19 protein-coding genes are annotated in these 24712 nt (G+C 69.1%); 10 read left to right on the plus strand and 9 right to left on the minus strand.

The features are described 5' to 3' along the window. Positions 1-511: 511 nt before the first annotated feature. Genes ULB03_RS19860 through ULB03_RS19870 form a run of 3 tightly spaced genes read left to right on the plus strand, consistent with a single transcriptional unit; the run spans position 512 to position 3180 of the window. Positions 512-1540, plus strand: a complete 1029-nt coding sequence (locus ULB03_RS19860) for an ABC transporter substrate-binding protein (protein WP_322484826.1) — start codon at positions 512-514, stop codon at positions 1538-1540. A gap of 10 nt (positions 1541-1550) precedes the next feature. Further along, positions 1551-2390, plus strand: coding sequence for an ABC transporter permease (locus ULB03_RS19865; protein ID WP_416211162.1), 840 nt, complete (start codon positions 1551-1553; stop codon positions 2388-2390). 1 nt (position 2391) lies between these two features. Further along, entirely contained in the window at positions 2392-3180 is a 789-nt protein-coding gene (locus ULB03_RS19870; protein ID WP_416211163.1) for an ABC transporter ATP-binding protein, read from the plus strand. 42 nt (positions 3181-3222) lie between these two features. Here ULB03_RS19870 and ULB03_RS19875 read toward each other — a convergent pair whose 3' ends face one another. Beyond that, positions 3223-5010 carry an acyl-CoA dehydrogenase gene (locus tag ULB03_RS19875; RefSeq protein WP_322484827.1) on the minus strand — a complete coding sequence of 596 codons (1788 nt, stop codon included), beginning with the start codon at positions 5008-5010 and terminating at the stop codon, positions 3223-3225. A 305-nt stretch (positions 5011-5315) separates the two neighbouring features. On the opposite strand from ULB03_RS19875, the gene ULB03_RS19880 reads away from it, so the two are divergent. Then, the gene (locus ULB03_RS19880) at positions 5316-6233 is read left to right on the plus strand and encodes a transglycosylase SLT domain-containing protein (protein WP_322484828.1); all 918 of its coding nucleotides are present in this window, start codon (positions 5316-5318) and stop codon (positions 6231-6233) included. Here ULB03_RS19880 and ULB03_RS19885 read toward each other — a convergent pair. From ULB03_RS19885 to ULB03_RS19900, 4 genes are all read right to left on the minus strand, one after another. Next, the gene (locus ULB03_RS19885; RefSeq protein WP_322484829.1) at positions 6230-7333 is read right to left on the minus strand and encodes a sensor histidine kinase; all 1104 of its coding nucleotides are present in this window, start codon (positions 7331-7333) and stop codon (positions 6230-6232) included. The two genes, ULB03_RS19880 and ULB03_RS19885, sit on opposite strands and share 4 nt — an antisense overlap. 57 nt (positions 7334-7390) lie before the next feature. Beyond that, a complete protein-coding gene (locus ULB03_RS19890) occupies positions 7391-7606 on the minus strand; it encodes a hypothetical protein (RefSeq protein WP_322484830.1) in 216 nt (71 codons plus the stop codon). Between the two features lie 166 nt (positions 7607-7772). Next, positions 7773-9209, minus strand: a complete 1437-nt coding sequence (locus ULB03_RS19895) for an FAD-binding oxidoreductase (RefSeq protein WP_322484831.1) — start codon at positions 9207-9209, stop codon at positions 7773-7775. Positions 9210-9309: 100 nt separating this feature from the next. Continuing rightward, on the minus strand, positions 9310-10272 hold the full coding sequence (locus tag ULB03_RS19900; protein WP_322485237.1) for an L-threonylcarbamoyladenylate synthase: 963 nt from the start codon (positions 10270-10272) through the stop codon (positions 9310-9312). 207 nt (positions 10273-10479) lie between these two features. Between ULB03_RS19900 and parA the strand changes: the two genes are divergently transcribed. From parA to ULB03_RS19925, 5 genes are all read left to right on the plus strand, one after another. Beyond that, on the plus strand, positions 10480-11148 hold the full coding sequence (gene parA, locus ULB03_RS19905; RefSeq protein WP_322484832.1) for a ParA family partition ATPase: 669 nt from the start codon (positions 10480-10482) through the stop codon (positions 11146-11148). A gap of 121 nt (positions 11149-11269) precedes the next feature. After that, positions 11270-12547 (plus strand): phytanoyl-CoA dioxygenase family protein, encoded by a 1278-nt coding sequence (locus ULB03_RS19910; RefSeq protein WP_322484833.1) that lies wholly within the window; start codon positions 11270-11272, stop codon positions 12545-12547. A 30-nt stretch (positions 12548-12577) separates the two neighbouring features. Next, positions 12578-13873, plus strand: a complete 1296-nt coding sequence (locus tag ULB03_RS19915) for a phytanoyl-CoA dioxygenase family protein (RefSeq protein ID WP_322484834.1) — start codon at positions 12578-12580, stop codon at positions 13871-13873. A gap of 74 nt (positions 13874-13947) precedes the next feature. Continuing rightward, positions 13948-14862: a helix-turn-helix domain-containing protein gene (locus tag ULB03_RS19920; RefSeq protein WP_322484835.1), complete on the plus strand. Its 915-nt coding sequence runs from the start codon at positions 13948-13950 to the stop codon at positions 14860-14862. A gap of 77 nt (positions 14863-14939) precedes the next feature. Continuing rightward, positions 14940-15365: a VOC family protein gene (locus tag ULB03_RS19925; protein ID WP_322484836.1), complete on the plus strand. Its 426-nt coding sequence runs from the start codon at positions 14940-14942 to the stop codon at positions 15363-15365. Positions 15366-15398: 33 nt separating this feature from the next. On the opposite strand, the gene ULB03_RS19930 is transcribed toward ULB03_RS19925, so the two are convergent. The 4 genes from ULB03_RS19930 to ULB03_RS19945 form a co-directional block, all read right to left on the minus strand. Then, positions 15399-16070, minus strand: coding sequence for a DUF4276 family protein (locus tag ULB03_RS19930; protein WP_322484837.1), 672 nt, complete (start codon positions 16068-16070; stop codon positions 15399-15401). A gap of 6 nt (positions 16071-16076) precedes the next feature. Continuing rightward, positions 16077-17156 (minus strand): AAA family ATPase, encoded by a 1080-nt coding sequence (locus tag ULB03_RS19935; RefSeq protein WP_322484838.1) that lies wholly within the window; start codon positions 17154-17156, stop codon positions 16077-16079. Positions 17157-17188: 32 nt separating this feature from the next. Beyond that, positions 17189-17653, minus strand: coding sequence for a thioredoxin-dependent thiol peroxidase (gene bcp / locus ULB03_RS19940; protein ID WP_145728964.1), 465 nt, complete (start codon positions 17651-17653; stop codon positions 17189-17191). A gap of 115 nt (positions 17654-17768) precedes the next feature. Then, on the minus strand, positions 17769-20756 hold the full coding sequence (locus ULB03_RS19945) for a bifunctional [glutamine synthetase] adenylyltransferase/[glutamine synthetase]-adenylyl-L-tyrosine phosphorylase (RefSeq protein WP_322484839.1): 2988 nt from the start codon (positions 20754-20756) through the stop codon (positions 17769-17771). 394 nt (positions 20757-21150) lie between these two features. Between ULB03_RS19945 and ULB03_RS19950 the strand changes: the two genes are divergently transcribed. Continuing rightward, a complete protein-coding gene (locus ULB03_RS19950) occupies positions 21151-24438 on the plus strand; it encodes a YhdP family protein (protein ID WP_322484840.1) in 3288 nt (1095 codons plus the stop codon). Positions 24439-24712: the final 274 nt, after the last annotated feature.

The raw sequence follows: 24712 nt of genomic DNA on the forward strand, positions 1-24712 counted from the left end.
CGCTTTAGCGGTTGGTGACGCGGCGCAAGCTGCTCCGTCAAATGGCCGCGGGCCGGTTGGCCGGGCCCCACACCGATAAGGGAACGAACGGGCGGTTGTTCCTGGTGGGGCGTGGGGTCCGGCACTGGCCGGAAAGGACGCTGGGGGCGGCCCTTCCTTGACGCCAAGGCTGTCATCCGCTGATTTTTCTGTCAATAAGGATTATAATGACGAATATTTAATGTTGAATTGAGGGGCGGACGATAGTGGCATGAATTGGGCGTTTTTGGCCGTCCGACGGATGGCGGTGTGAGGGTGCTGTAGCCGATCGGTCGCGTCCGTGACGCCCGTCACCCAAGGGGGGCCCTTCGTGGGCGCGACAATTCAACATCTTGCCATGTTAAATTTGCGCAGATCCCGCACGCACGCGCGGGCATTGACAGGCAGCCGTCGCCGTTGATCCTATGCCGTCCGGGGTATCGCCACCCGCCTTTAACATGTCGGCGACACTGGAATTGGAAAGGGAGCGTCCATGCGTCGTGCCTATTCGTCCCTGCTGACGGCCCTGCCGCTGATCGGCGCGCTGCTGGCGGCCCCGACCCATGCGGAGGCCCAGGCCGCCCAGCCGGTCATCCACATCGGCTACATCCCCGTTCTGGGGGCGGCCCCCGCCTACATCATCAGCCAGGAGGGCTGGGACAAGCAGGCGGGGTTCGAGCTGAAGCTGACGCAGTTCGACAGCGGTCCCAACATGATCCTGGGCCTGGCCTCCGGCACGCTGGAGGCCTACATGGGCGGCATTGGTCCCCTGATGGTCGCGGGCTCCCAAGGCATCGCGGTCAAGGTTGTCGCCTCCACCGCGGTGGAGGAGCTGGTGGTGGCCGGTGGGCCGGAGCTGTCGGCCGAGGCGGCCAAGGGCGGCACGAAGGCGGAGGCGATATCGCGCCTGGCCGCCAAGCTGGGCCGGCCGGTGAAGATCGCCACCCAGCCCGTAGGCTCCATCCCCGACACGGTGCTGAAGTACTGGCTGCAGGAGGATGAGCACGTCGACCCGGCCAAGGTGCAGATCGTGGCCATGGGCATCGACGCCACCCAGCAGGCGCTGCTGGCCGGTGCGGTGGACGCCGCCACCGTGCGTGAGCCGGCCCTGACCATCATCCAGGACCGTCAGCCGGCGGTGAAGGTGCTGGCCTATGGCAAGGACATGATCAAGGACCAGCCGGGCACCGTGCTGGGCGTCACCGCCGCCCTGGCCAAGGAGCATCCCGAGCAGGTGCAGAAGCTGGTGGAACTGGTGGACCGGGCCGTCACCCTGATCGCCCAGGACCCGGCGCGCGCGGCGGCCGACGTGGAAAAGGTGCTGGGCCGCGGCATCGTTGATGTGAAGACCATGCAGCGGGCCCTGACGTCCCCCGCCTCGCAGTTCGTGGTCGACCCCCGCCGCATCGTGGAAAAGACCAAGACCTTGCAGGACTTCCAGGTGAAGACCGGCGTCTTGAAGAAGGCGGAGCCGCTGGATACGCTGTTCGACGCCAGCTATTACGAAAAACTCCATAAGTGAGCGTCCTCGTTTGACCTCCCCGACACCGCCGGATCAGCCCGGGGCCGCCCTGCCGGCCCCGGGTAAGCGCATTCCCCCGTCCGCCTTCCTGGCCAAGCCGTCCCGGCGGCATCGCGGCCTGTGGGCGCTGCTGGGCGTGATCGTCTTCCTGGCGGTGTGGGAGGCGGTGCCCCGCCTGGGCTTGGTGCGCCCCGTGCTGCTGCCGCCGCCCAGCGCCATCCCCCAGGCCTTCGTGGCGGAGGTGCGCAGCGGCCAGTGGACGGACGCCATCGTCCACAGCCTGGTGCATTATTTCTGGGGCCTGCTCATCGGCTCGGTCACCGGCATCGCCGCCGGCGTGCTGACCGGCATGTCCCGGCGGCTGGAGGATTTCACCAGCTGGGTCGTGCGCCTGCTGCGCCCCATCCCCGGCCTGGCGTGGGTGCCCTTCGCCATCATCTGGTTCGGCGTCACCCCCACGGCGGCCACCTTCATCATCGTGCTGGGCGTCTTCTGGATCAATTACTTCGCGGCACTGGGCGCCGTGCAGGCGGTGGATCGCGACCTGCTGGAACTGGCCGACGCCTTCGGCCACCGCTCCACCCTGGCCAAGCTGGTCAAGATCGTGCTGCCGGCCGCCTCCGGCGCCATCCTGGCGGGTTTGCGCACCGGCCTGGGCCAGGCCTGGATGTCGGTGGTGGCGGCGGAGCTGTTCGGCGTGCCGGGCCTGGGCCAGCGCATGATGCAGGCCAGTTCCCTGCTGGCGACCGATATCGTCATCGTCTACATGGCCACCATGGCCCTGTTCTACGGCCTGGTCGACATGGGCTTCGTCGCGGTGCGTGACCGCCTGATGCGGTGGAAGGCTTAAGATGGCGGAGACTGCCCCCATGATCGAGATCCGCGATCTCAGCCTCGCCTTCCCGAACCCCGCGTCGCCTGACGGCCGCACCGTGGTGTTGCGCGACTTCAACCTGTCGGTCGCGCCGGGGGAGTTCATCGCCATCGTCGGCGCGTCGGGGGTGGGCAAGTCCACCCTGTTGCGCGTGGTCGCCGGCCTGGTCCCGCCCAACAGCGGCACGGTCAGCCATGCCCAGGGCGGCGGGCCGCTGACGGGCCGCCGCCCCTATGGTCTGGTGTTCCAGGACGCGCGCTTGCTGCCCTGGCGCACCGTGCGCGCCAATGTCGCCTTCGGCCTGGAAGGGCTGGGCCTGTCCCGCGCCGAACGCCGGCGGCGGGCGGAGGAGGCGCTGGCCCTGGTGGGCCTGGCGGACAAGGCCGGCCGCTGGCCGCACCAGCTGTCGGGCGGGCAGCGCCAGCGCGTGGCCATCGCCCGCGCGCTGGCAGTCGATCCCGACCTGCTGATGATGGACGAACCCTTCGGCGCCCTGGACGCCATCACCCGCCAGTCCCTGCAGGACGAACTGCTGGACCTGTGGCGGCGCACGGCCAAGACCATCCTGTTCGTGACCCACGACATCGACGAGGCCGTCTACCTGGCCGACCGCGTCATCCTGCTGGCCGGATCGCCCGCCACCGTGCGGTCGGAGGACCACATCGCGACACCCCGCCCCCGCGCCCGCGACGACAGCGCCGCTCGGGCACTTGTCACCCGCATCCGCGATCGCCTGTCCGACCTGATGGACGGCGGGGGGATTTGACAAAAAGGCTGGGGTGGTGCCCCAGCCTTTTGTCTTAACGGTTCAGAACTGATCTTCCGACAACGCCATCAGGGTGCGGTGACCGGTGCGGATCAGGTCGGCCAGGCCCAGCGATGGGCCCACCACCTGTTCCACGAAGAAGCGGGCGGTGACCAGCTTGCTCTCATGGAAGGCGGCGTCCTGGCCTTGGGCCAGCGCCTGGTTGGCGGCGATGGCGCCCCGGGCCAGCAGGAAGGCGCCGGTGACGTTGCCGAACAGGGTCAGGTAGGGCACGGCCCCGGCCGCCGCCGCGCGCGCGTCGGCCTTCACATGGTCCACCAGGAAGGACGTCGCGTCCTCCAGCGCCGCGATGCCGCGCTTCAGGCCCTGGGCGATGGCGGCCAGGTCGTCGCCCGGCTGGGCGGCGGCGGCCTCCGTCGTTTCGGCCATCTGGGCGAACAGCGCGCGGGCGGTGGCGCCGCCGTCCCGGCCCAGCTTGCGGAATACTAGATCGTTGGCCTGGATGCCGTTGGTGCCCTCGTAGATCGGGGCGATGCGGGCGTCGCGGTAATACTGGGCCGCCCCCGTCTCCTCGATGAAGCCCATGCCGCCGTGCACCTGCACGCCCAGGCTGGCGACCTCCACCCCGATGTCGGTGCTCCACGCCTTGGCCACCGGCGTCATCAGGTCGTTCATCAGGCCGGCCTGGTGAGCGGCCGCCGCGTCGGGGTGATGGTGCCGGCCGTCCAGGAACGAGGCGGTGAAATAGACGATGGCCCGCGCGGCCTCCACCTTCGACCGCATGGTCAGCAGCATGCGCCGCACGTCGGGATGGTGGATGATGGTCACCGGCTGCGGCCCGCCGGCGACGTCGCGGCTCTGCACCCGGGTCTTGGCATAGGCCAACGCCTGCTGGTAGGCGCGGTCGCCGATGGCGACGCCCTGCAGGCCCACCCCCAGGCGCGCGTTGTTCATCATGGTGAACATGTACTCGATGCCGCGGTTCTCCTCGCCCACCAGGTAGCCGACGCAGGCGCCGTTGTCGCCATAGCTCATGACGGCGGTGGGGCTGGCGTGGATGCCCAGCTTGTGCTCCAGGCTGACGCAGCGGGCGTCGTTGCGCTCACCCGGCGTGCCGTCGGCGTTCAGCAGGAACTTGGGCACGATGAACAGCGAGATGCCCTTGGTGCCCGCCGGCGCCTCCGGCGTGCGGGCCAGCACCAGGTGGACGATGTTGTCCGTCCAGTCATGGTCGCCATAGGTGATGAAGATCTTCTGCCCGGTGATGCGGTAGGTGCCGTCCGCATGCCGCACCGCGCGGGTGCGTACCGCGCCCACGTCGGACCCGGCCTGCGGCTCCGTCAGGTTCATGGTCCCGGCCCATTCGCCGGAGATCAGCTTTTCCAAATAAAGCTTCTTCTGCTCATCCGACCCGTGGGCGGTCAGCAGTTCCACTGCCCCTTGGGTCAGCAGCGGCCCCAGGGCGAAGGACATGTTGGCGCTGGTCCAGGTTTCCAGCAGCGCGATGAACAGGGTCCAGGGCAGGCCCTGGCCGCCATGGTCGGGGTCGAAGGGCACGCTGTTCCACCCGCCCTCCACGAACTGCCGGTAGGCGTCCTTGAAACCGTCGGGGGTGCGCACGCCGGTTTCGGTCAGGCGCGCCCCCTGGCGGTCGCCGGGCGCGTTCAGCGGGGCCAGCACGTTGTCGGCCAGCTTGGCGCCTTCCTCCAGCACGGCGTCCACCAGGTCGGGGGTCGCGGCCTCGAAGGCGGGCAGGGCCGCGACGCGGTCCAAGCCGACGACGGAATTCAGGACGAAACGGATTTCCTTCAGGGGCGCTTGATAGCTCATGGTCTCTCGGGTCCTCCCGGGTGCCGGCGGCGGCCCGGCGCCTCCTCGCTTCAGGACAAGGGGGGCGGGCCCGGCACGGCCGGCGGGGTGCTCACTGTTATTGGGCGGGCGGGCCCATCATCGATGGCGGAAGGGCCGCGTCCCGTCGACGCGGGTGTCATCCTGCCGGGACGGCGGCGGGCGGGCAAGCGTCGGTGACGTTTTCCGGTGTGCCGGCCATTTGGCACGGCCTTTGCTTTCCTGTTGGGCCAACATCGGATCGGCCCCGTCGGCCGGTCGCTTTTCCAGGTAAATGAGGTCCGGTCGTGAACAGCGCACTGTCCACCACGCAGTTGACTGCAGCACAGGGTTTGGCGTCCTCCGCCCCCGCCAGGATCGTGGCGGCGGTGCAGCAGGCCAGCACCAAGGCCGGGGTAGATTTTTCCTATCTGCTGAAGCAGGCGTCGGTGGAAAGCGGCTACGATACCAACGCCAAGGCCAGCACCAGCAGCGCCACCGGCCTGTATCAGTTCACCGACTCCACGTGGCTGAACATGGTGCAGCAGCATGGCGCCGAGGTTGGCCTGGGCCAGTACGCCAGCGCCATCAAGACCCGCAGCGACGGCAGCGCCTACGTTTCCGACCCGGCCACCCGGCAAAAGATTCTCGACCTGCGCAAGGACCCCACCACCTCGGCCATGATGGCGGCCCAACTGGCGCAGGACAACAAGACCACCCTGCAGCAGCAGGTGGGCGGCACCATCGGCGGGACCGAGCTGTATCTGGCCCATTTCCTGGGCGCCGGCGGCGCCAGCAAGTTCTTGAACGCGCTCAAGAAAAACCCCAACCAGGCGGCGGACGCCGTCGTGCCGGACGCGGCGGACGCCAACGACGCCGTCTTCTATGACAACAACGGCAAGGCCCTGTCCCTGGGCCAGGTCTACGACCGCTTCGCCAAGAAGTTCGACGGCACGGGCGGCACCAGCGCGGACAAATATGCCGGGTCCACCACCCTGGGCACCGTGCAGGCGGCCGACAGCACGTCGCAGCCGTGGGACATGGCGCGCGGCGCCAGCTCCTCCAAGATGCCGCTGTCCACCTACACCATCATGATGCTGAACGCCCTGGCCGCCCCCACCGAGGATGACGACCAGGACAACAAGGATGGCTATAGCCAGCAGGAACAGCGCATGACCCTCAACCGCGCCCCCAACATGGCCGCCGCCTACATGGCCAGCGCCTAAACCGAGCCGTAGGTCTCCGGCGTCGCCGGCACGGCCATCCACGCCTTCACACCGCCGTCGCTGGCCTGCCCCAGCTCACCGCCGCACTGCCGGGCCAGTTGTTCCAGCAACAGGCGCCCCAGGCCGGCGGTTGGGCGCATTCCCGTGGAGCGCATCCCCGCGCCGGAATCTTCTGCCGACCCGGCGCTTGTTGCCGGGTCCTTGCCATTGTCAGGGACGCCCAGCCCTACGCCGTCATCCTCCACGCGCAGCACCCAACGCTCCCCCTCCGTCGCCAGGCATACGGCGACGGTGCCGGCCCGGCCGTCGGGGAAGGCGTACTTCAGGGCGTTGGTCAGCAGCTCATTGGCGGCCAGGCCCAGGGTGACCGCGGCGCGCTGCGGCAACTGCACGTCCTCCACCGCCACGGTGAAGGTGATGGGCCGGCCGGTGGCATGGGCCGCGGCCAGGTTTTCCACCAACTGTTCCAGCAGGCTGCGGGCCGGCACGAAGGGTTCACGCTGCAACCGCTGCAGGCTGGAATACACCAGCCCCAGCACGCGCACGCGCTCCCCCGCCTTGGCCAGTTCCGCGGCCTCCGCCCCGCCCGCGCGGCTTTCCGCCACCATCAACAGGCTGGAGACGGACTGCAGGTCGTTGCGGATGCGGTGGTAGATTTCGCGCAACAGCATGGCCTGCTGCTGTTCCCCCGCCGCCAGCGTGTCCAGGGCGCGGTGCAGGGCCGCGATGATGGCCACGATCACCAGGCCGATGATGACGAAAAGGCCGGGGCCCACCCACGCCTTGGATGGCAGGACCGCCAGCCGATCCGGCAAGGTGGCCCATTCCTGCGCCCATGTCAGGCTGTCGTCCGCTGGGGCGATGAAAGGCAGGGCCAGCACCGTGCTGAGGGCCACCGACATCAGGCCGGGTCCGACGCCGAAGCACAAGGTGGCGAGCACCAGGGCCGGAAAGAATTGCAGGACGGGATAGCCGTCCAGCAGCTCATCCAGCGCGATGCGCAGCCCGAACGACAGGATTACCATGAACGCCGCCCCGGCATAGCGCAGGGCGGTGGGGCGTTGCCGCAAGGAGAGGAAGGTGCTCAGGAAGGGCGTCATGGCCGCGGATCATAGCGCCGCCTCGGCCAACCGCACTACATCCGACGGTATATCGCCTTAGAAATGCACCAGCGCCGGGTCATCGGACCGGCCGGCCATCATCTGCCCGGCACAGGCGCCGCCCGCCATCTGGGGACGCCCATGCAGGCTGTCGTCGGCGTCCAGCCGCGCCTCGGCCCGGGATGGGAACCCGGCTGTTCCGCGCACCAGGCGCCGGTAAAGGTCCAAGGGGGAGGGCGCGGTGCCGATGGGGGTCGAGGACTTGCCAGGCATGGGCTCCCTCCCTCTGTTGGGGTGGGCCACCCGTCAATGCGGCGGCGCCACCGGCTCCACTATCTCAGGTGGAAGCGTCTCATGGTGGCCGAGTCGCCGTCAATTGATGCCAAAGGTCAGTGCGGGCGTATGCCCTGGGGCAGAACGGGGCGTCGGGACCTGCCAATTAGGGTAAGATTTTACCCGGATTCATCAGGTCGCGCGGGTCCAGCACGCGCTTCAACTCCGCCATCAGGGTGATTTCCAGGGGCGACCGGGCGCGGGCCAGTTCGCCGCGCTTCTTGCTGCCGATGCCATGCTCGGCGCTGATCGACCCTTCCAGGTCCAGCACGACGTCATGGACGGCCCGCATGATGCGGGGCCCCAGCGCCAGGAAGGCGGCGCGATCGGCCGGGTCGTCGCTATCGGGCCGGGCGATGTTGTAGTGGATGTTGCCGTCGCCCAGGTGGCCGAAGGGGTAGGGCCGGGCACCGGGGCAAAGGTCCGCCACCGCCCGGTTCGCGCGCTCGATGAATTGGGGCACGCGGCTGACGGGCACGGCCACGTCATGGTGCAGGGCGCCGCCCACCTTGCGCCCGATCTCCGGCAGGCCCTCGCGCAGGCGCCACAGTTTCTGGCGCTGGTCGCCGCTGGCGGCCAGGGTGGCGTCCGTGGCCTCCCCCGCCTCCAGGGCCTCGGCCAGGGCGCCTTCCACCGTTTCGCGCAGGGCGTCGCCGGGCGTGCCCGCCGTCAGCTCCGTCAGGATGTACCAGGGGGACGGTTCGGACAGCGGGTCGTTGTGTTCGCCCAGGTAGCGGGCGGCGCCGTCGATGGCGAAGCGCGGCATGATCTCGAAAGCCGACACGGCGTCGCCGCTGGCCTGGCGCAGCCGTTTCAGCAGGCGCAGGGCGGCGGTGACGTCCGGTACGGCCACCAGGGCCGTTTCCATCTGGCGCGGCCGGGGCACCAGCGACAGGGTGGCGGCGGTGATGATGCCCAGCGTGCCCTCCGCCCCCAGGAACAGGTGCTTCAGGTCATAGCCGGTGTTGTCCTTGCGCAGGCGGCGCAGGCCGTTCCAGATCCGCCCGTCCGGCAGCACCACCTCCAGCCCCAGCACCTGGGCGCGGGCATTGCCGTAGCGCAGGGTCAGGATGCCGCCGGCGTTGGTCGACAGGTTGCCGCCGATGGTGCAACTGCCCTCGGCGCCCAGGCTCAGGGGGAACATCAGGTCCACGTCGTTGGCGGCCTGCTGCACCGTGGCCAGGATGACGCCCGCCTCCACCGTCATGGTGTGGTCCAGCGCGTCCACCTCGCGGATGCGGTTCAGGCGGCCCAGGTTCAGCAGCACCGTGCCGGCCGCCGCCAGCGCCCCGCCCACCAGGCCGGTGTTGCCCCCCTGCGGCACCAGGGCGATGCCGGCCGCCGCCGTCAGGCGCACCACGGCCGCCACCTCCTCCGTCGTGCCGGGGCGCAGCACCGCCAGCGGCGTGCTGACGGCGTTGCCGCGCGCCTCCGTCAGGTAGGGCGCCTGCGCCTCCGCCGCGGTGATGACGCCGGCGGGGCCCAGCAGGTCGGCCAGCGCGGCCAGGCAGGCTTGGACGGTATCGGGGGCGGGCGTGCTCATGGGGCTTCATCCGGAATCAGGGCCGCCAGAGTGTCCGGTCCCGGCCTGTGGGATCAAGTGCTAACGCGTCCCCCGCCGACAGGTTCCGGTCGCGCCAGCGTCAGGGGCGCGGTGCGGCCGCGCGGCGCAGGCGGTCGTTGATGGCCAGGCCCAGGCCCACGTCCGGGATGGTCATGACCGCGATGCCGCTCAGGCCGGGCTTGTCCAGCCGGCGCAGCATGGCGAACAGGTTGGCGGCGGCCTCGTTCAAATCACCGGTGGGGGACAGGTTCAGCCGCTCCGCCCCGCCCAGGACGAAGCGATCGGGGCCGAAGCCCAGCAGCGCCTCGTCCTTCGCCGCGTTCAGGGCGTTCAGGCGGACCGGCAGGCCGGGGGCGTAATGGCTTTCCAGCATGCCCGGCGCTTTGATCCCGGTTCCGGGAGTGGCGGCGCGCTGGACGGGGCCCAGCACGGCCTCGATCTCCTCCGGTGTGATGGAGCCGGGGCGCAGCAGCACGGGATGCTCGCCCGACAGGTCCAGCACGGTGGACTCCACCCCCACCGGGCAGCGGCCGTCCGCCAGGATCAGGGCCAGCCGGCCCCCGCCGCCATCGGGAAACTCCTCCCGCACATGGATGGGGGCGGTGGGGCTGACATGGCCGGACCGGTTGGCGCTGGGCGCCGCGATGGGCCGGCCGCTGGCCTGCAGCAGGGCGCGGGCGGTGGGGTGGCGCGGCACCCGCACCGCCACCGTGTCCAGCCCGGCGCTGACCAGCAGCGACAGGGCCGCGTCCGGCCGCCGGGGCAGGACCAGGGTCAGGGGGCCGGGCCAGTAGAGGTCGGCCATCTGGTGCGCCCGCTCATCCATCACGGCATAGCGCTCCACCGCCGCGACATCGGGCAGATGGACGATCAGGGGGTTGAAGCTGGGGCGGCCCTTGGCGGCGAAGATGTCGGCCACCGCCTGGTCATTACCGGCGTCGCCGCCCAGGCCGTAGACCGTCTCCGTCGGGAAGGCCACCAGCTTGCCGGCGGCCAGCGCCTGCGACGCGCGGGCCAGCGCTTCGGTGGTGGGCGGGGACATGTCGGGGGCAGGGTGTTGGGTCACGGGCCGGCACCTGGTGAAGGATGTCCACCCTATCTAGCCCACCGGCCCGCCCGGTCCAAGGCCGCCGGCCGCAGGGCCGCCCCACCCTTTTGAGGCATCGCCGATTGTGCGCTGCACCCTTGCCCGCCATCGCGGCGGGGTCCACACTGCCGGCCACGGTCATTCCTTGAAGGGGGAACCATCATGGCGGGTCACGTCGTCACCATCGCGCAGCAGAAGGGCGGGGCGGGCAAAACCACGCTGGCCATCCAGCTGGCGGTGGCCTGGTCCCTGGCCGGGCTGCGGGTGGCGGTGGTGGACATCGACCCCCAGGGCAGCCTGACCGCCTGGTTCGGCCTGCGGACGCAGGCGCTGGACGATCCCGGCCTGACCCATATGCAGATCAACGGCTGGCGCACCCAGAAAGAGGTGGAGCGCCTGGCGCGGGAGCATGACGTGGTGGTCGTCGACAGCCCCCCGCATGCCGAGACGGAGGCGCGCATCGCCGTGCGCGTGGCCGACCTGGTGGTGGTCCCGGTGCAGCCCAGCCCCATGGACCTGTGGGCCACCCGCCCGACGCTGGACATGGCGAAGACGGAAAAGCGCCCGGTGCTTGTGACGCTGAACCGCGTGCCGCCCCGCGCCAAGCTGGCCGATCGGCTGACGGAGGCGGTGGCGGGCCTGGGCGTGCCCATGGCGGAGGCGGTGATCGGCAACCGCGTGGGCTTCGCTGGCGCCATGATGGACGGCCTGTCGCTGCAGGAAACCGACCGCCGCGCCAAGGGCTCGGAAGAGATCGCGGCCCTGGCCGGGGAGATCCTGGCCCGCCTGGGCGGCACCCTGACCACCGGCGCCCGCAGCGCCAGCGCCTGACACGACCCTTTCCGGGCGCCTACCTTTCGGCTGCCCGCGTTGCGGCCGGCGCGCGGGGCGGTGTATACCCGATGGTGCCGCCTCGGGGGGCGGGGCGGCGCTGGGGTGGGGTTGGGAACCAATGCAAATTCTGTCGCGCCTGTTTTCGCGCCGTGCGGCGGTGACCGTGGCGGCGGCGTCGCCGATCCTGCCTGACGTGGTGATCGCCGAGCCGTTTAACGCCTTCGTCCATGGGCTGAATGCCATCACCATCCCCGGTGACCTGCGGGCCACCCGGGATGGGGCGCCGCTGCAGGCCCTGGTGATGGATGCGGCGGGCACCCAGGTGCGCGTGGGTGACGTGGTCCAGGCGACACCCGGCATCGACCGCGTCGCCTTCGCCGCCTTCCCCGAAGGGATGGGCCCCGCCTTCTGGCTGTTCGTGGTGGCGCCGCTGGACGATGCCGATCCCATGCCGGCCGATCCCGTGCCGCTGCTGCCGGCCCTGCGGGCGCTGGCGGCTGGCCTGGGGTCGCGGCCGCCGCTGGCGGTGGGATGCGAAGGCCCCGCCCTGGACCGGGCCAGGCTCAGTTTCGCCATGATCAGTGACGAGCCGCCCCCGGCCACCCTGCCGCCCCTGGACCAGCCGGTGGTGGATGAGGGCGCGCTGACCCCCGAACAGCGGCAGTGGCGGGAGGAGGGCGTGGCCATCCTCAAGGGCTTCCTGTCCGATGACCTGCTGGATCCCTACATCGCCCGCCGCGAACAGGTGGGACGGGCGGGCGGCTGGCGGTCCCCCACCCCCTATATGCAGGTGGAGGAGTTGCGCCGCATCTGCCTGCACCCGCCGCTGATGGCCGTGCTGAACCGCCTGGTGGGGGAGGAGATGCTGCTGCACCTCAACCTCACCGGCTGGATCTCGACCGAACGCGATTGGCATCAGGACGAGTATCTCAGCCCCCCTTTCGTGAACAGCTGGTACGCCGCCGTGTGGATCGCGCTGGACCGCATCCACCCTGATGCCGGTCCCTTCGAATACATTCCCGGCTCGCACCGCTGGCCGCTGCTGCGCGGCGACAAGGTGCGCCAGTTCATGACCGAGGATGAACGGCGCCTCAGCGCGGTCACCGACAGCGGCTATGACGCGTGGCCCAGCATCACCCAGTCCTATGTCGCCCCCATCGTGGAGGCGGAGATCGCCCGGCGCGGCGTTGAAAAACGGGCCTTCCTGGCGGAGAAGGGCGACGTGCTGATTTGGCACGGCCGCCTGATGCATCGCGGCTCCCCCGCGCGGCAGCAGGGTCTGGAGCGGCGGTCCCTGATCGCGCACTATACCGGCGTGAACCATCGCCCCGACATGCCGGAGCGCCGGTTCGAGGGCGGCGGACACTACGCCGTCTTCCACACGCCCCTGCTGTGACCCTCTTCCCCTGATGGACCGGCTTTTGCCATGACCTTCCTGTCCCGCCTCCTCGGCCGTCGGCCGGTCGCCGCACCCGTCGCCCCGCCGCCGGTGGCGCCGCTTCCGCCGCTGCTGATCGTGGAACGGGTGGTGACGCGTGTGGCCAACCTGGAGGTCGTGGAGGTGCCGGGCGATATCCGGGCCGGCCGTCCAGACCGCAAGCTGCACGCCCTCCTGGTCGATGAGGCGACCGGCCTGGCGCGGCAGGGGCCGCTGGTGTCGCGCACCCCGGATGGCCTGTTCGAGGGCGATCTGCGCTGTGACCGCGTCACCGTTCCGCCCTTCCCCACGACGGGCTGCGGCCCCGTCTACTGGCTGTTCGTGGCCGAGACGGATGAGGCGCCGGATGCCCAGGCGCTGGCGCCGGCACTGCTGGCCTTGGCCCGCACCCTGGGGGACCGGCCGCCCCTGGGCGCCCTGTGCTACGGCACGCCGCCGGACGCCAGCGGCGGCATCCGCTTTTCCATGTTGAGTGACCATCCCGATCCCCAGGGCCTGCCGCCCCTGGACCAGCCGGTGGTGGATGAGGCGGCACTGACCCCCGAACAGCGGCAATGGCGGCGCGAGGGCGTGGTCCTGCTCAAGGGCTTCCTCGGCGACGACCTGCTGGACCCCTACATCAAGCGGCGCGAGCAGGTGGACCGGGCGCTGGGCTGGATCACCCCCACCCCCTACATGCAGGTGGAGGAGTTGCGGCGCATCTGCCTGCACCCGCCGCTGATGGTCATCATGAACAGCCTGATCGGGGAGGAGATGATGCTGCATCTGAACCTCACCGGCTGGGCCTCGACCGAGCGCAACTGGCACCAGGACGAATATCTCAGCCCGCCCTTCGTCAACGGCTGGTACGCCGCCGTGTGGATTGCCCTGGACCGCATCGACCCCGACTCCGGGCCGTTCGAATATGTCCCTGGCTCCCACCGCTGGCCCCTGCTGCAGGGGGAAAGGGTGCGGCAGTTCATGACCGCGGCGGAACGCGACCGCGTCACCGGCACCACCGGCAGCGCCTCCTGGCCGCACCTGACCCAACGCTACGTCACCCCGGCCATCGAGGCGGAGATCGCGGCCCAGGGGGTGGAGACGCGCCGCTTCCTGGGGGAAAAGGGCGACGTGCTGATCTGGCATGGCCGGTTGATGCACCGGGGCTCGGCGCCGAACCGCCCGGGGGTGGAGCGGCGGTCGCTGATCGGCCACTACACCGGCGTGAACCACCGCCCGGACATGCCCAACCGGCGGTTCGACCATGGCGGGCACTACGCCGTGTTCGACTATCCGTTGAAGTAGGCGCGGGCGCACCTCCCCAGCCGGTCTGATCTGTGCCAAGCTGACACGCAGACCGCGCCGTCAGGGGCCGCCGCATGACCGTCTCTTCCTCTCGCCTCGTATCCGTCCGCCGCCATGATGGCCCGCGGGACGCCTGGCATGTGGCCAATCTGGCGCCGCCGCCGCCCCTGTCCGGCTTGGTGGACGGCTATGCCGACTACCGCGAGCGGACCAGCTTCACCACCCGCCGGGAACTGCCCCACGCCCAGGCCGTCCTGATCGTCAACCTGGCGGAACCCATCGGCATCGTCGGCGGCGATGGGCGGCCGATCACCGTGCGCGCTGGCGAGGGCTTCGTGGCCGGCGCCCACCTGGCGCCGGCGCTGTCCCGGTCGGGCGGTGCCCAGGCGGGGATGCATGTCTTCCTGCCGCTCTCCAGCCTGCGGCGTCTGTTGGGATGCCCATTGACGGAGCTGGTCGACCGCGTGGTGCCCCTGGACGCCATGCTGGGCCCGGCGGGGACGCGGCTGGGCCAGGCGTTGGCGGAGGCGCCGGACGGGGCCGGACGCATGGCCATCCTGGACGAGGCGCTGACCCGCCGCTTCGCCGCCCTGCCGGGCCTGCCCAGGGCGCAGATGCACGCGCTGGCCCTGCTGCGCGACCGGCCCGACATGGACATCGCCGCCATCGCGCAAGACATAGGCTGGAGCGCCAAGCACCTCGCCGCCCGCGTGAAGGACGCGCTGGGCGTGGGCCCGCGCACCTACCGGCGCCTGCTGCGGTTCGAGGCGCTGACCAAGGGGCTAGGGGCGGCCCCGCCGGACGCGGGCAGCGGCGGCTGGGCCGGCATCGCCATCGACGCCGGCTATTGCGACCAGTCGCACATGATCCGCGAGTTCCGGGAGTTCGCCGGCCTGACGCCGGGGCAGTACCTGGCCCAATCCCTGCCGGACGGCGGCGGCCTGGTGGAGGCCGGGATGGGGGAGGCCAGGATCGAGAAGGTAAATTAGATCCAATCCAGGCCGCGCCATCCGGCCCTAGGGTCGGGGCCGCGGCACCGTCGCCGCCTGACAGGAGACTGAGCGCCATGCCCACCCATTCGCTGATCCCCTGCCTGCGCTATCAGGATGCGCCGGCCGCCATCGACTTCCTCTGCGCCGCCTTCGGTTTCGAGAGCCACGCCGTTTATGCCGACGACCAGGACCCCAGCCTCATCCACCATGCCCAGCTGACGTTGGGCGACGGCATGGTCATGCTGGGATCGGCCCGGCCCGGGCCGTCCACCGATGCCTATCGCTGGAAAACGGCGGCGGAGGCGGGGGGTGTGACGGCGTGCGTCTACATCATCGTCGACGACCTGGATGCCCACCACGCCCGCGCCCGCGCCGCCGGGGCGGAGATCGTGACCCCGCCGCACGACAACGAAGGCTACCCCGGCCGCGGCTACCACGCCCGCGATCCCGAGGGGAACAGCTGGAGCTTCGGCACCTATGACCCCTGGGCGCCGCTCTGAGGGAGGGGGCGCGGCTCCGCCATCAGCAACCGGCTATTGGGCCAGGGCCCTCAGCTTGTCCATCCAGCCACGGAAGTGGGCGCACTCCCGTTCCATGGCTGCCAATGTGACATGTCCCGCCGCCAGAGGGCCGTGCCGGGTTTTGTGGTATTTTGGGGTGAGGGCCGTTTCCAAGCGCCTGGATGGCTTGGTGTCGAAGCTGTCGTTGATGTGTTCCGGCGTTTCGAAGCCTGCGCGGATTTTCCGAAGCTTCGTCAGGCTGTCGTTCCAGCCCGGCTCCGTTGTCGCCAACGCCTCGACATCGGAAAATAGCAAGCCTTCGAATTCATAAGGCTGGATATGGGGGATGAACCGGCCGGGTTTGCATCCGATGCCTTCGACTATCGCGGCCGTCAGGCTGGCTTCTATGCGTTCCGCTTTTCGGAGTGGACCCGCATACGGGCTGGACTGATCCAGGCCTGGGAAAGAGGTGTCCAGGCCATAAAGATCGAGAAACGTGGTGAGGACGGCATCGGTATGCTGTCGCAAGGTGTTGCGGGCATTGACCTTCAGGCGGTCGAACGTTACGGCGCCGCCCTTGGCGTCCCGCGACGTGTGCAGCAACTGCGGTTTCAGGAAAATGCCCAGGCCCCGCAGCGTGGGGGCGATGACCCGTTTGATGAACTGCTCTTCCGTCTGGCCCTCGGCGAAGACGATGACCTCCATGACGGGTCAGGGCCTCCCGCCCAGGATGTTCCGCTTCCAGATTTCGCCCAGGGAATACTCTTGCAGCCACCCGGCCAACTCTTCCCCGGAGTAGCGCTTGAAGGTGGAGGCGCCGTCTTCCTGGTCGACGACGATGATGTCCTCGGGCGTCAGTTCATTGACCAGTTCGACCGACTGCGTGGACACGATCAGTTGGCGTTGCTCCGCCACCTGCTTGAACATGTCGGCCAACACTGAAATGGCATAGGGGTGTAAACCCAGTTCCGGCTCATCGATCAGGATGGTGTCCGGCAGCTTGGACGTCGGTTGCAGCAGTAGGGTCGCCAGGCAGATGAAGCGCAAGGTGCCGTCCGAGAGCATATGCGCCTTGAAGGGCGTGTCCGGCCGGCCGGCCTGGGTCCATTCCAACTCCACGAACTCGGCATCGTCCCGGTGCACGAAGTCGCCGAAGAAGGGGGCGACGAGGCGGATCGTTTCCACGATGCGCCGGTATTGTTGGGGATGCTTCTGGTAAAGGAGCGTCAGATATGCAGCGAGGTTGCCAGCATCCGTTTCCAGCCGGAGATTGATGTTGGCGGCATGGGGTTGCTTAACCCGTGCGGTTTCGCCCGTATCGTGAAAATGATATACAAGCAAACTCTTGACTGAAGTGGGAAATACTGGCGAGAATATATCTTCTGCATCTTCCAAATTTGACTCGGTGTGTCCAGACCCTAGTTGCATGCCAAATTCAGATTTGTGCGTATTATTTATTGTGTATATAATTTCTTCTTCGAATATTAGACGGTTGTCTGCGGTGGGGATGAGGTTGAATTTATATCCTCCACTCTGAAAGAAAACTTCAGCATAGATATGGTCGGTTATCTTCCTGCCGAAATGCAGGAAAGCATCCGGCCCGCCTTGGGTCTGCACGTAGAGCTGTAGCCGCCGCAGGTACATTTGGCTGAGCAGGCGAAAGAAGCCAATGAAGTTACTCTTGCCGGCGCCATTGGCGCCGATCAGCACATTCAGCGGGTTCAGCTTGAAATCACGCAAGCTCCGGATCGATTTGAAGCCGGTGATGGTGAGCGAGCTGACACTGGACATTGGGACTCTTTCGCCTTGCTCGGATCAGGATGTCACAGCGCCTGCACCGCCGCCAGCACGGCGTCGACATGACCAGGCACCTTGACCTTGCGCCACACCTTGGCCACCTGGCCGTCCTTGTCTATCAGGAAGGTGGCGCGCTCGATGCCGAAATAGGTGCGGCCGTACATGTTCTTTTCCACCCACACGCCATAGCGCTCGCACACGTCGCTGTCGGCGTCGGAGGCCAGAGTGAAGGGCAGGTTGTACTTCTTCTTGAACTTGTCGTGGCTGGCCACGCTGTCCTTGGACACGCCGATGATGGTGGCGTCCACCTTTTCGAAGTGCGGCAGGGATTCGCCGAAGCCGCAGGCTTCGGCCGTGCAGCCGCTGGTGTCATCCTTGGGGTAGAAGTACAGCACCACCGGACGGCCTTTCAGGGACGACAGGGTGACGCTGCCGCCACCATCGGTGGGCATGGTGAAATCCGGGGCGGGGGTTCCGACCTCAACGGCCATGGTGCTTTTCCTTCCTGGGTTCGTGCCTAGGTTCGCGATGGTGGGGTTTGCGACGGTGGGGTTTGTGACGATGGAGTGTCGACGCGGGCGGATACGGTCCAGGCCGCCGGTTGGATCAAGGGGCCGGCGCCGGCAGGCGGGCGGCGGGTTCCTCCACCACCTTCTGGAACAGGGCGTGGGCCTGGGCCGCCGCGGCCCGGATCTTTGCCTCCGCCGCGTCGAAGTCAAGACCCCCAGGGGTATTGTTTCCCACGGCTTCCGCCAGGGCGAGGCGTAGGGCGGGGGGCGCCTCCGCCACCTTGACCTCGCCGGCCACCGTCAGGCGCAGAAAGGCCTGCACCCGGCGCCACAGGCGGTGGATGTCGATCAGGGCGTCGGCGTCCGCCGCGTCCAGCAGTCCCGCGTCGCGCAGGCGGGCCAGGGCGCCGGTGGTGTTGGGATCCAGGATGCCGGGATGGTCGGCGGCGTGGCGCAGGGTCAGGTATTGCACCAGGAACTGGATATCGACCATGCCGCCGCGCACATGCTTCACCGACCAGGGGTCCTTGGTGTGGTGTTCCTTGTCCATGCGGACGCGCATGTCGGCCACGTCGGCCAGCAGCTTGTCCGGGTCGCGCGGCTGCACCAGCACGGCGCGGATGGCCTCGGTCAGTTGTGCCCGCAGGGCCGGCGGGCCGGTCAGTACCCGGGCGCGGGTCAGCGCCATGTGTTCCCAGGTCCAGGCGCTTTCCCGCTGATACCGGATGAAGGCGTCCAGGCTGACGGCCAGGGGCCCCTTGTTGCCGGAGGGGCGCAGCCGCATGTCCACCTCATACAACGCCCCCTCCGCCGTGGGGGCGGTGATGGCGTTGATCAGGCGCTGGGTCAGGCGGATGTAATACTCGCTGGGTGACAGCGGCTTGGGCCCGTCCGACTGGTCCGCGCCGTCCGGCACCTGATAGACCGTGATCAGGTCGAGGTCCGACCCCAGGGACAGGGATCCCGCCCCCAGGCGGCCCATGCCCAGGATGGCCATGCCCGCCCCGCCATCCGTTCCGGATGCGAAACAGCCGTGGCGGGGCCTGTATTCCGCCGCCACCCGTTCATGCAGCACGGCCAAGGCGGTTTCCGCCACCTCGGTCAGGAAGGGGCCGCACTGGTCGCCATCGGTCAGGTGGCGCAGGATCTGGATGCCGGCGCGCAGGCGCTGGTCGCTGGTCCAGCGCCGCGTCAGGTCCAGCACCTCTTCGAAGTGGTGGGCATCGGCCAGCAGGCGGGACATCCCCTCGCGCAATTCCTGGGCGTCGGGCAAATGGTCGAAAAAGCCGGGCGTCAGCACGGCGTCCAATTGCGACGGGCGCCGCGATAGGCTGTCGGCCAGACGGGGGGCCGTGCCCATGATCAGGGCCACCAGCTCCAGCAGCTTGGGGTTGGCGTAGAACAGGCTGAACAGCTGCACCCCGGCGGGCAGGCGGTTCAGGAACTCATCGAACTTCAGGAAGGCCTGGTCCGGTTGCGCCGTGCCGCCCAGGGCCGCCAGCAGGCTGGGCACCAGTTCCGTCAGCAGCTCCCGCGCGCGGGTGCTGCGGGTGGCGCGATAGCGGCCGTGGTGCCAGGCGCGGATTTGCCCCGCCACGGCCGACGGATTCTGGAAGCCCAGGCCCCGCAGGGTGGTGATGGTGTCGGGGTCGTCCTCCGTCCCGGTGAAGACCAGGTTGCCGGGGCCCGACAGGGGCGGCGCCTCCTCGAACAGGGCGGCATAGCGGTCCTCCACCCGGCCCAGGGTGGCCAGCAGCTCTGTCCGGAAGGTGTCAGCGTCGGCATAGCCCAGGAAGGTGGCGATGGCCGCCACGCCGGCGTCGTCCACCGGCAGCTTGTGGGTCTGCTGGTCGTCCACCATCTGCACCCGGTGCTCCACCCGGCGCAGGAAGCGGTAGGCCGCCTTCAAATCCTCCGCCGCCGCGTCGCTGACCCGCCCGGCCGCCACCAGGGCGTCCAGCGCCATCATGGTGGCGGGGATACGCAGATGGGCGTCACGCCCGCCATAGATCAGTTGCTGGGTCTGGGCGAAGAACTCGATCTCGCGGATGCCGCCGCGGCCCAGCTTGATGTCGTGGCCGTTCACCGCCTTGTCGCGGTGGCCCTTGTGCGCGCCGATCTGGCGCTTGATGGAATGGATGTCCTGGATGGCGGCGAAGTCCAGGCTGCGGCGCCAGACGAAATGACGGATCAGGCCCATGAAGTCCTGGCCGGCCTTGCGGTCGCCGGCCACGGGCCGCGCCTTGATCATGGCCGCCCGCTCCCAGTTTTGGCCCAGGCTGCCGTAGTAGGCCTCGGCGGCGGAGACGGAGACGGCCAGCGGGGTGGCGCCGGGATCGGGGCGCAGGCGCAGGTCGGTGCGGAAGACATAGCCGTCCACCGTCCGCTCCTCCATGATGCGCACCAGCTCCCGCGCCAGTCGCACGAAGGTGCGGGTCATCTCATCGGGGTCGCGGGCCTGCACCACGCCGTCGTCATAGAGGACGATCAGGTCGATATCGCTGGAGTAGTTCAGCTCCAGCGCCCCGAACTTGCCCATGGCCAGCACGATCAGGCCGCTGCCGGCCTCGGGGTCGTTCTCCGCGTCGGGCAGGCGGATTTCCCCCTTGGCCGCCAGTTGGCGCAGCAGGTGGCGCGCGGTCAGCCGCAGCGCTGTTTCCGCCAGTTGGCTGAGCGCGCCGGTCACCTGCTCCAGCGTCCACGCCTCCGCGATGTCGGCGGCGGCGATCAGCAGGGCGGCGCGGCGCTTGGCCACGCGCAAGGCCTTCATCAGGCGGTCGGTGGTGGTGGCGCCCCCCACACCCCCCCACAGCCCCTCCAGCATCTCCATGAAGGCGGCGTCGAAGCCCTGCGTGGCCACCTGCCGGAAGAACGCCTGCTCCTTCAGCAAGGCCTGGCCCAGGAAGGGGCTGTTGCCCAGGATGGCCCGCAGCAGGGCCCCACCCACCTCGTCCGCCGCGTAGGTGCTGGCGAATTGCATCAGCTCCGGATCGCCGGATTCCTCCGCCCGCCGGTGCCAGGACTCCAGCCCACGGGCCAGAAGTTCGGTATCTGCCGCTTGGGGTAGGGATTTCGCATTGAACATGGATGTCTGGCCGGGCTATGCCAGGAATCGGACCTTGCCCCCGTGTAACCCGTCCATCGCGCCCTATGTTGCTGGGCGGGACGGTGGTGGCGGGCGGGGCCCGTTCGCTGTTCGCCGTTCGCGGTTGGAAGGGTCACGGGGGGCAGAGTGCCCGCGGGCCGCCGACCGGGTCAAGCCATGCTGGAAGTCTGAACCTTTGCCTCGTCCCACGCCGCCCCTTCCCCCCGCCGAGGCGCCCGCCGGCGCCCCGACTGGGATGCCAGTCGGGACGGAGCCCGTGGGGCTGCGGGTGCCCGGCCGGCGTCCGCCGGAGGTGCCTGATCCGGCGCCCCCCGATCCGGCGTCCAAGGCACCCCGGCCTCCGCGCAAGCGGCGGGGCGTATTGGGCGGCTTGGTGGGACACACGGCCCTGGTGATCCTGGAACTGGCGGCCGGCCTGCTGCTGGTGGTGCTGCTGACGGCCGGCCTGCTGTCCTGGCGCCTGAGCCGCGGGCCCATGCCCATTTCCTGGTTCGCGCCCTATCTTGAGCAGGCGGTGAACGAGGGCGGCACCGTCCATATCTCGGTCCACAAGGTCGCCTTGGCCAAGGCGGCCAAGGGCGCCACGGTGGAAATCATGGCCGACGACGTGGTGCTGACCGGCACGGGGGGCGCCACGGTGGCGACCCTGCCGGAATTCCGCGTGGCGCTGTCGGTCCCGGCCCTGCTGCACGGCCGCCTGGCGCCCACCCGCATCGTGCTGGTCCGCCCGCGCCTGAACGCCATCCGCGAGGTCGACGGTCGTTTCCGCCTGGCGGTGCTGTCGGATGACGACACCGACGACGGCAACGACTTCATGGCCGACCTGATCACGGCCCTGAAGCGCCCGCCCGACCCCTTGGAACCCCTGGGCGCCCTGACCAAGCTGGTGGTGTCGGAGGCGCGGCTGTCGGTGGACAACCGGCAATTGGGCCTGGTGTGGTCCGCCCCCCGGGCCGACGTCGTGCTCACGCGTGACCGCCAGGGCATCACCGGCAACGCCCAGCTCATGGTCGATTTGGGCGGGCACATGACCCAACTGGCGGCTGACCTGGGCTATCGCCTGGCCGACGGCACCATCAGCGCCGTGGGCCATTTCTCCGGCGTCAGCCCGGCGGATCTGGCCCATGTCACCCGCGCGTCGGACGGGGTGCTGGCGGCCGTCGGCGGCATCGACATGCCTTTGGCGGGCACGGTCACCCTGGACCTCGCCGCCGACTTCTCTCCCCGCTTCTTCGACGTGGCGCTCAGCGGCACGGCGGGCACGGTCACCCTGCCGGGCCGGTTGAAGGCGCCGCTGACGGTGGCGAACCTCGACCTTCAGGCCCGAATGGAGCCGGAGGGGCTGACCCTCAACCATCTGAACCTGACCTTGCCGGCCACCAACGGGGCCGCCCCGGGTTCCACCATCGCCTCCGGTTCCACCATCGCGGTGACGGGCAAGGCGGCGAAGCGCGATGACGGCAGTTACCGGGTGGGGCTGAACGCCGAGGTCAAGGCGGTGCCGCTGAACGCGCTGGACGCCCTGTGGCCCCTGGATGCCCTGCCCAAGCCGCGCGCCTGGATTATGCAGAACCTGTCCGATGGCGCCTTCGACAAGGTCGCCTTCACCCTGGAGGGTAGCGCGCCGGCCGGCCTGTCGGACCTGGTTCCCACGCGCATGGCCGCCACCTTCGCCTTTTCCGGCGCGACCGTGAACTACATGGACGGTTTGCCCAAGGTGAAGGATGTCGGCGGCACCGCCACCTTCGACGGCGGCCACCTGGGTATCGAGCTGACGCAGGGCCGGCTGCTGGATCTGGCGCTGGGCACGTCGCGCCTGGACATCACCGGCCTGGACAAGACGGCGCAGAAGATGGAAATGACGCTGCCGGTCAGCGGCCCCATCTCCTCCGCCCTCACCGTGATCGACACCCCGCCGCTGGGCTATGCCAAGAAGGTGGGCCTGGTGCCGTCCGCCGTGGCCGGCACCGCCGACATGACCCTGCGCTTCGACTTCCCCTTGGTCGCCACCCTCAAGATGGACCAGGTGAAACTGGGCGTGCAGGCCCACCTGAAGAACGTGGCGGCCGACAACATCGTGGCCGACATCAAGGCGTCCGAGGGCGACCTGAACCTGGTGCTGGACAACAAGGGCATGGACACCAACGGCACCGCCCGGCTGAACGGCATGCCGGCCCGCATCCTGTGGCGGGAGAACTTCCCGGAAGAGGCGCCCATCGGCACCCGTGTCGCCTTGCAGGCCACGGCCACCGACCGCGACCGCCAGCTGTTCCACCTGGACTTTCCCGATTGGGTGCGCGGGCCCATGGGGGTCAGCATGGTCTACACCCGTGACGCCCAGCACACCGAATCCATCCTGGCCGACCTGGACCTGACCCGGTCCGCGCTGGCCGTCTCGCTGATGGACTGGCGCAAGGTCCCGGGCACGCCGGCGTCGGCGCATGTCGAGGTGGGGTTCGACCAGGGGCGGCCCCTGCATGTCACCCGCTTCCAGCTGAAGTCGGACGGGATGGAGGCGTCGGGCAGCCTGGACCTGAAGCACGACTTTTCCATCAGCCATATCGCGGTCGACCGCTATCACCAGGGGCGCACCGACGCCGCCATGACGGTGGACATGGACGATGCCGGCGGCATGCGGATCAAGGCGGCTGGGCCTTCGCTGGACGCCCGGCCCTTCCGCCGCTCCGCCAGTGGTGGCGGCAATGGCGGCGGCGGGGGCAATGCCGGAGGTTCGCCCCGCGCGCCGAGCGAGGCGGACCTGAAGGCGCTGGATGCCCGCCCGCCGCTGGACATCGACTTCACCTTCGACAAGGTGGTGACGGCCAACGGCGGGCGTGAGATCGGCGCCAGCAAGGGCCAGTTCTCCCGCCGGGGCCGCGGCTGGCGCTCCGTCGTGCTGGACACCCGTGTCGGCAAGGACAACGCCGGCCATCTGTCCCTGCGTTATGTGCCCGATGGCAACGCCATGGCGCTCACCATCACCTCCGATGACGCCGGCGCCGCCCTGCAACAGTTGGACGTGCTGGACCACCTGCGGGGGGGCAAGCTGGTGGTCAAGGGCCGCAGCCTGCCCGGCGACCCGCACGAGGTGGTGGACGGCACGCTGGACGTCACCGATTACCAGGTGGTGGAGGCGCCGGTGATGGCGCGCCTGCTTTCCGCCGCCAGCTTCCAGGGCTTTTCCGACTTCATGAGCGGCGCCCCCATCACCTTCAGCAAGCTGGAGGGCGGCTTCCATTGGACCGAGACCGGCGTCACCTTCCATGACGTGCGCACCTCCGGTGCGGCCATCGGCCTGACCATGGAAGGCGAGATCAACCTCAGCCGGAGCATGGCCGACCTTCAGGGCACCATCGTGCCCTTCAGCACCCTGAACAAGCTGCTGGGCGCCATCCCCATCGTGGGCGACCTGCTGACGGGCGGGGAGGGGCAGGGGCTGCTGTCGGCGACATATCGCGTGAAGGGTCCGCTGGACGACCTGGACGTGTCGGTGAACCCGCTGGCCGTGCTGGCGCCCGGCTTCCTGCGCAACCTGTTCTTCCTCTCCCCCACGGATGAGGACGGCAAGCCGGAGGCCAAGCCCGCGCCCCGGAAGGGTTCGGGCAAGACCGGCGGTGGCACCTCCCCCGGTGGCTCCCCCGGGGGCCAAGGGCCGAAGTGACGGCCCTGGCACCCCTCTGACAGCCTGTCCAGGGCCCGTGGCCCTACGGTTGGGTTCCGTTCGGCGCTCCCTCCCCATCCCTCGATGGTTCGCCATCGGAACGCTTTGGCGGCGGGGCCGAATCGCGCGATAGTCGCTAAGTTTCAACGCATTAGTGTCTATGATCGCGATAATGCCCCCAAAGGGTATTGCGCCGCCGGCCCATTAATCATATAAGTAAGATTACGAACAAGCCGCATGACTTAAATTCGGCGACAAGCGGGGAGGGAAATGC

It is taken from the genome of Nitrospirillum goiasense (genome assembly GCF_034427435.1).
GTDB lineage: Bacteria > Pseudomonadota > Alphaproteobacteria > Azospirillales > Azospirillaceae > Nitrospirillum.

Excerpts from the sequence above, each read along its gene's own strand:
- parA (WP_322484832.1), top strand. The coding sequence starts at position 10,480 with ATGGCGGGTCACGTCGTCACCATCGCGCAGCAGAAGGGCGGGGCGGGC.
- ULB03_RS19895 (WP_322484831.1), bottom strand. The coding sequence starts at position 9,209 with ATGAGCACGCCCGCCCCCGATACCGTCCAAGCCTGCCTGGCCGCGCTG.
- ULB03_RS19930 (WP_322484837.1), bottom strand. The coding sequence starts at position 16,070 with ATGGAGGTCATCGTCTTCGCCGAGGGCCAGACGGAAGAGCAGTTCATC.
- ULB03_RS19875 (WP_322484827.1), bottom strand. The coding sequence starts at position 5,010 with ATGAGCTATCAAGCGCCCCTGAAGGAAATCCGTTTCGTCCTGAATTCC.
- bcp (WP_145728964.1), bottom strand. The coding sequence starts at position 17,653 with ATGGCCGTTGAGGTCGGAACCCCCGCCCCGGATTTCACCATGCCCACC.
- ULB03_RS19920 (WP_322484835.1), top strand. The coding sequence starts at position 13,948 with ATGACCGTCTCTTCCTCTCGCCTCGTATCCGTCCGCCGCCATGATGGC.
- ULB03_RS19870 (WP_416211163.1), top strand. The coding sequence starts at position 2,392 with ATGGCGGAGACTGCCCCCATGATCGAGATCCGCGATCTCAGCCTCGCC.
- ULB03_RS19925 (WP_322484836.1), top strand. The coding sequence starts at position 14,940 with ATGCCCACCCATTCGCTGATCCCCTGCCTGCGCTATCAGGATGCGCCG.
- ULB03_RS19885 (WP_322484829.1), bottom strand. The coding sequence starts at position 7,333 with ATGACGCCCTTCCTGAGCACCTTCCTCTCCTTGCGGCAACGCCCCACC.
- ULB03_RS19915 (WP_322484834.1), top strand. The coding sequence starts at position 12,578 with ATGACCTTCCTGTCCCGCCTCCTCGGCCGTCGGCCGGTCGCCGCACCC.
- ULB03_RS19900 (WP_322485237.1), bottom strand. The coding sequence starts at position 10,272 with ATGTCCCCGCCCACCACCGAAGCGCTGGCCCGCGCGTCGCAGGCGCTG.
- ULB03_RS19910 (WP_322484833.1), top strand. The coding sequence starts at position 11,270 with ATGCAAATTCTGTCGCGCCTGTTTTCGCGCCGTGCGGCGGTGACCGTG.
- ULB03_RS19890 (WP_322484830.1), bottom strand. The coding sequence starts at position 7,606 with ATGCCTGGCAAGTCCTCGACCCCCATCGGCACCGCGCCCTCCCCCTTG.
- ULB03_RS19860 (WP_322484826.1), top strand. The coding sequence starts at position 512 with ATGCGTCGTGCCTATTCGTCCCTGCTGACGGCCCTGCCGCTGATCGGC.
- ULB03_RS19945 (WP_322484839.1), bottom strand. The coding sequence starts at position 20,756 with ATGTTCAATGCGAAATCCCTACCCCAAGCGGCAGATACCGAACTTCTG.
- ULB03_RS19935 (WP_322484838.1), bottom strand. The coding sequence starts at position 17,156 with ATGTCCAGTGTCAGCTCGCTCACCATCACCGGCTTCAAATCGATCCGG.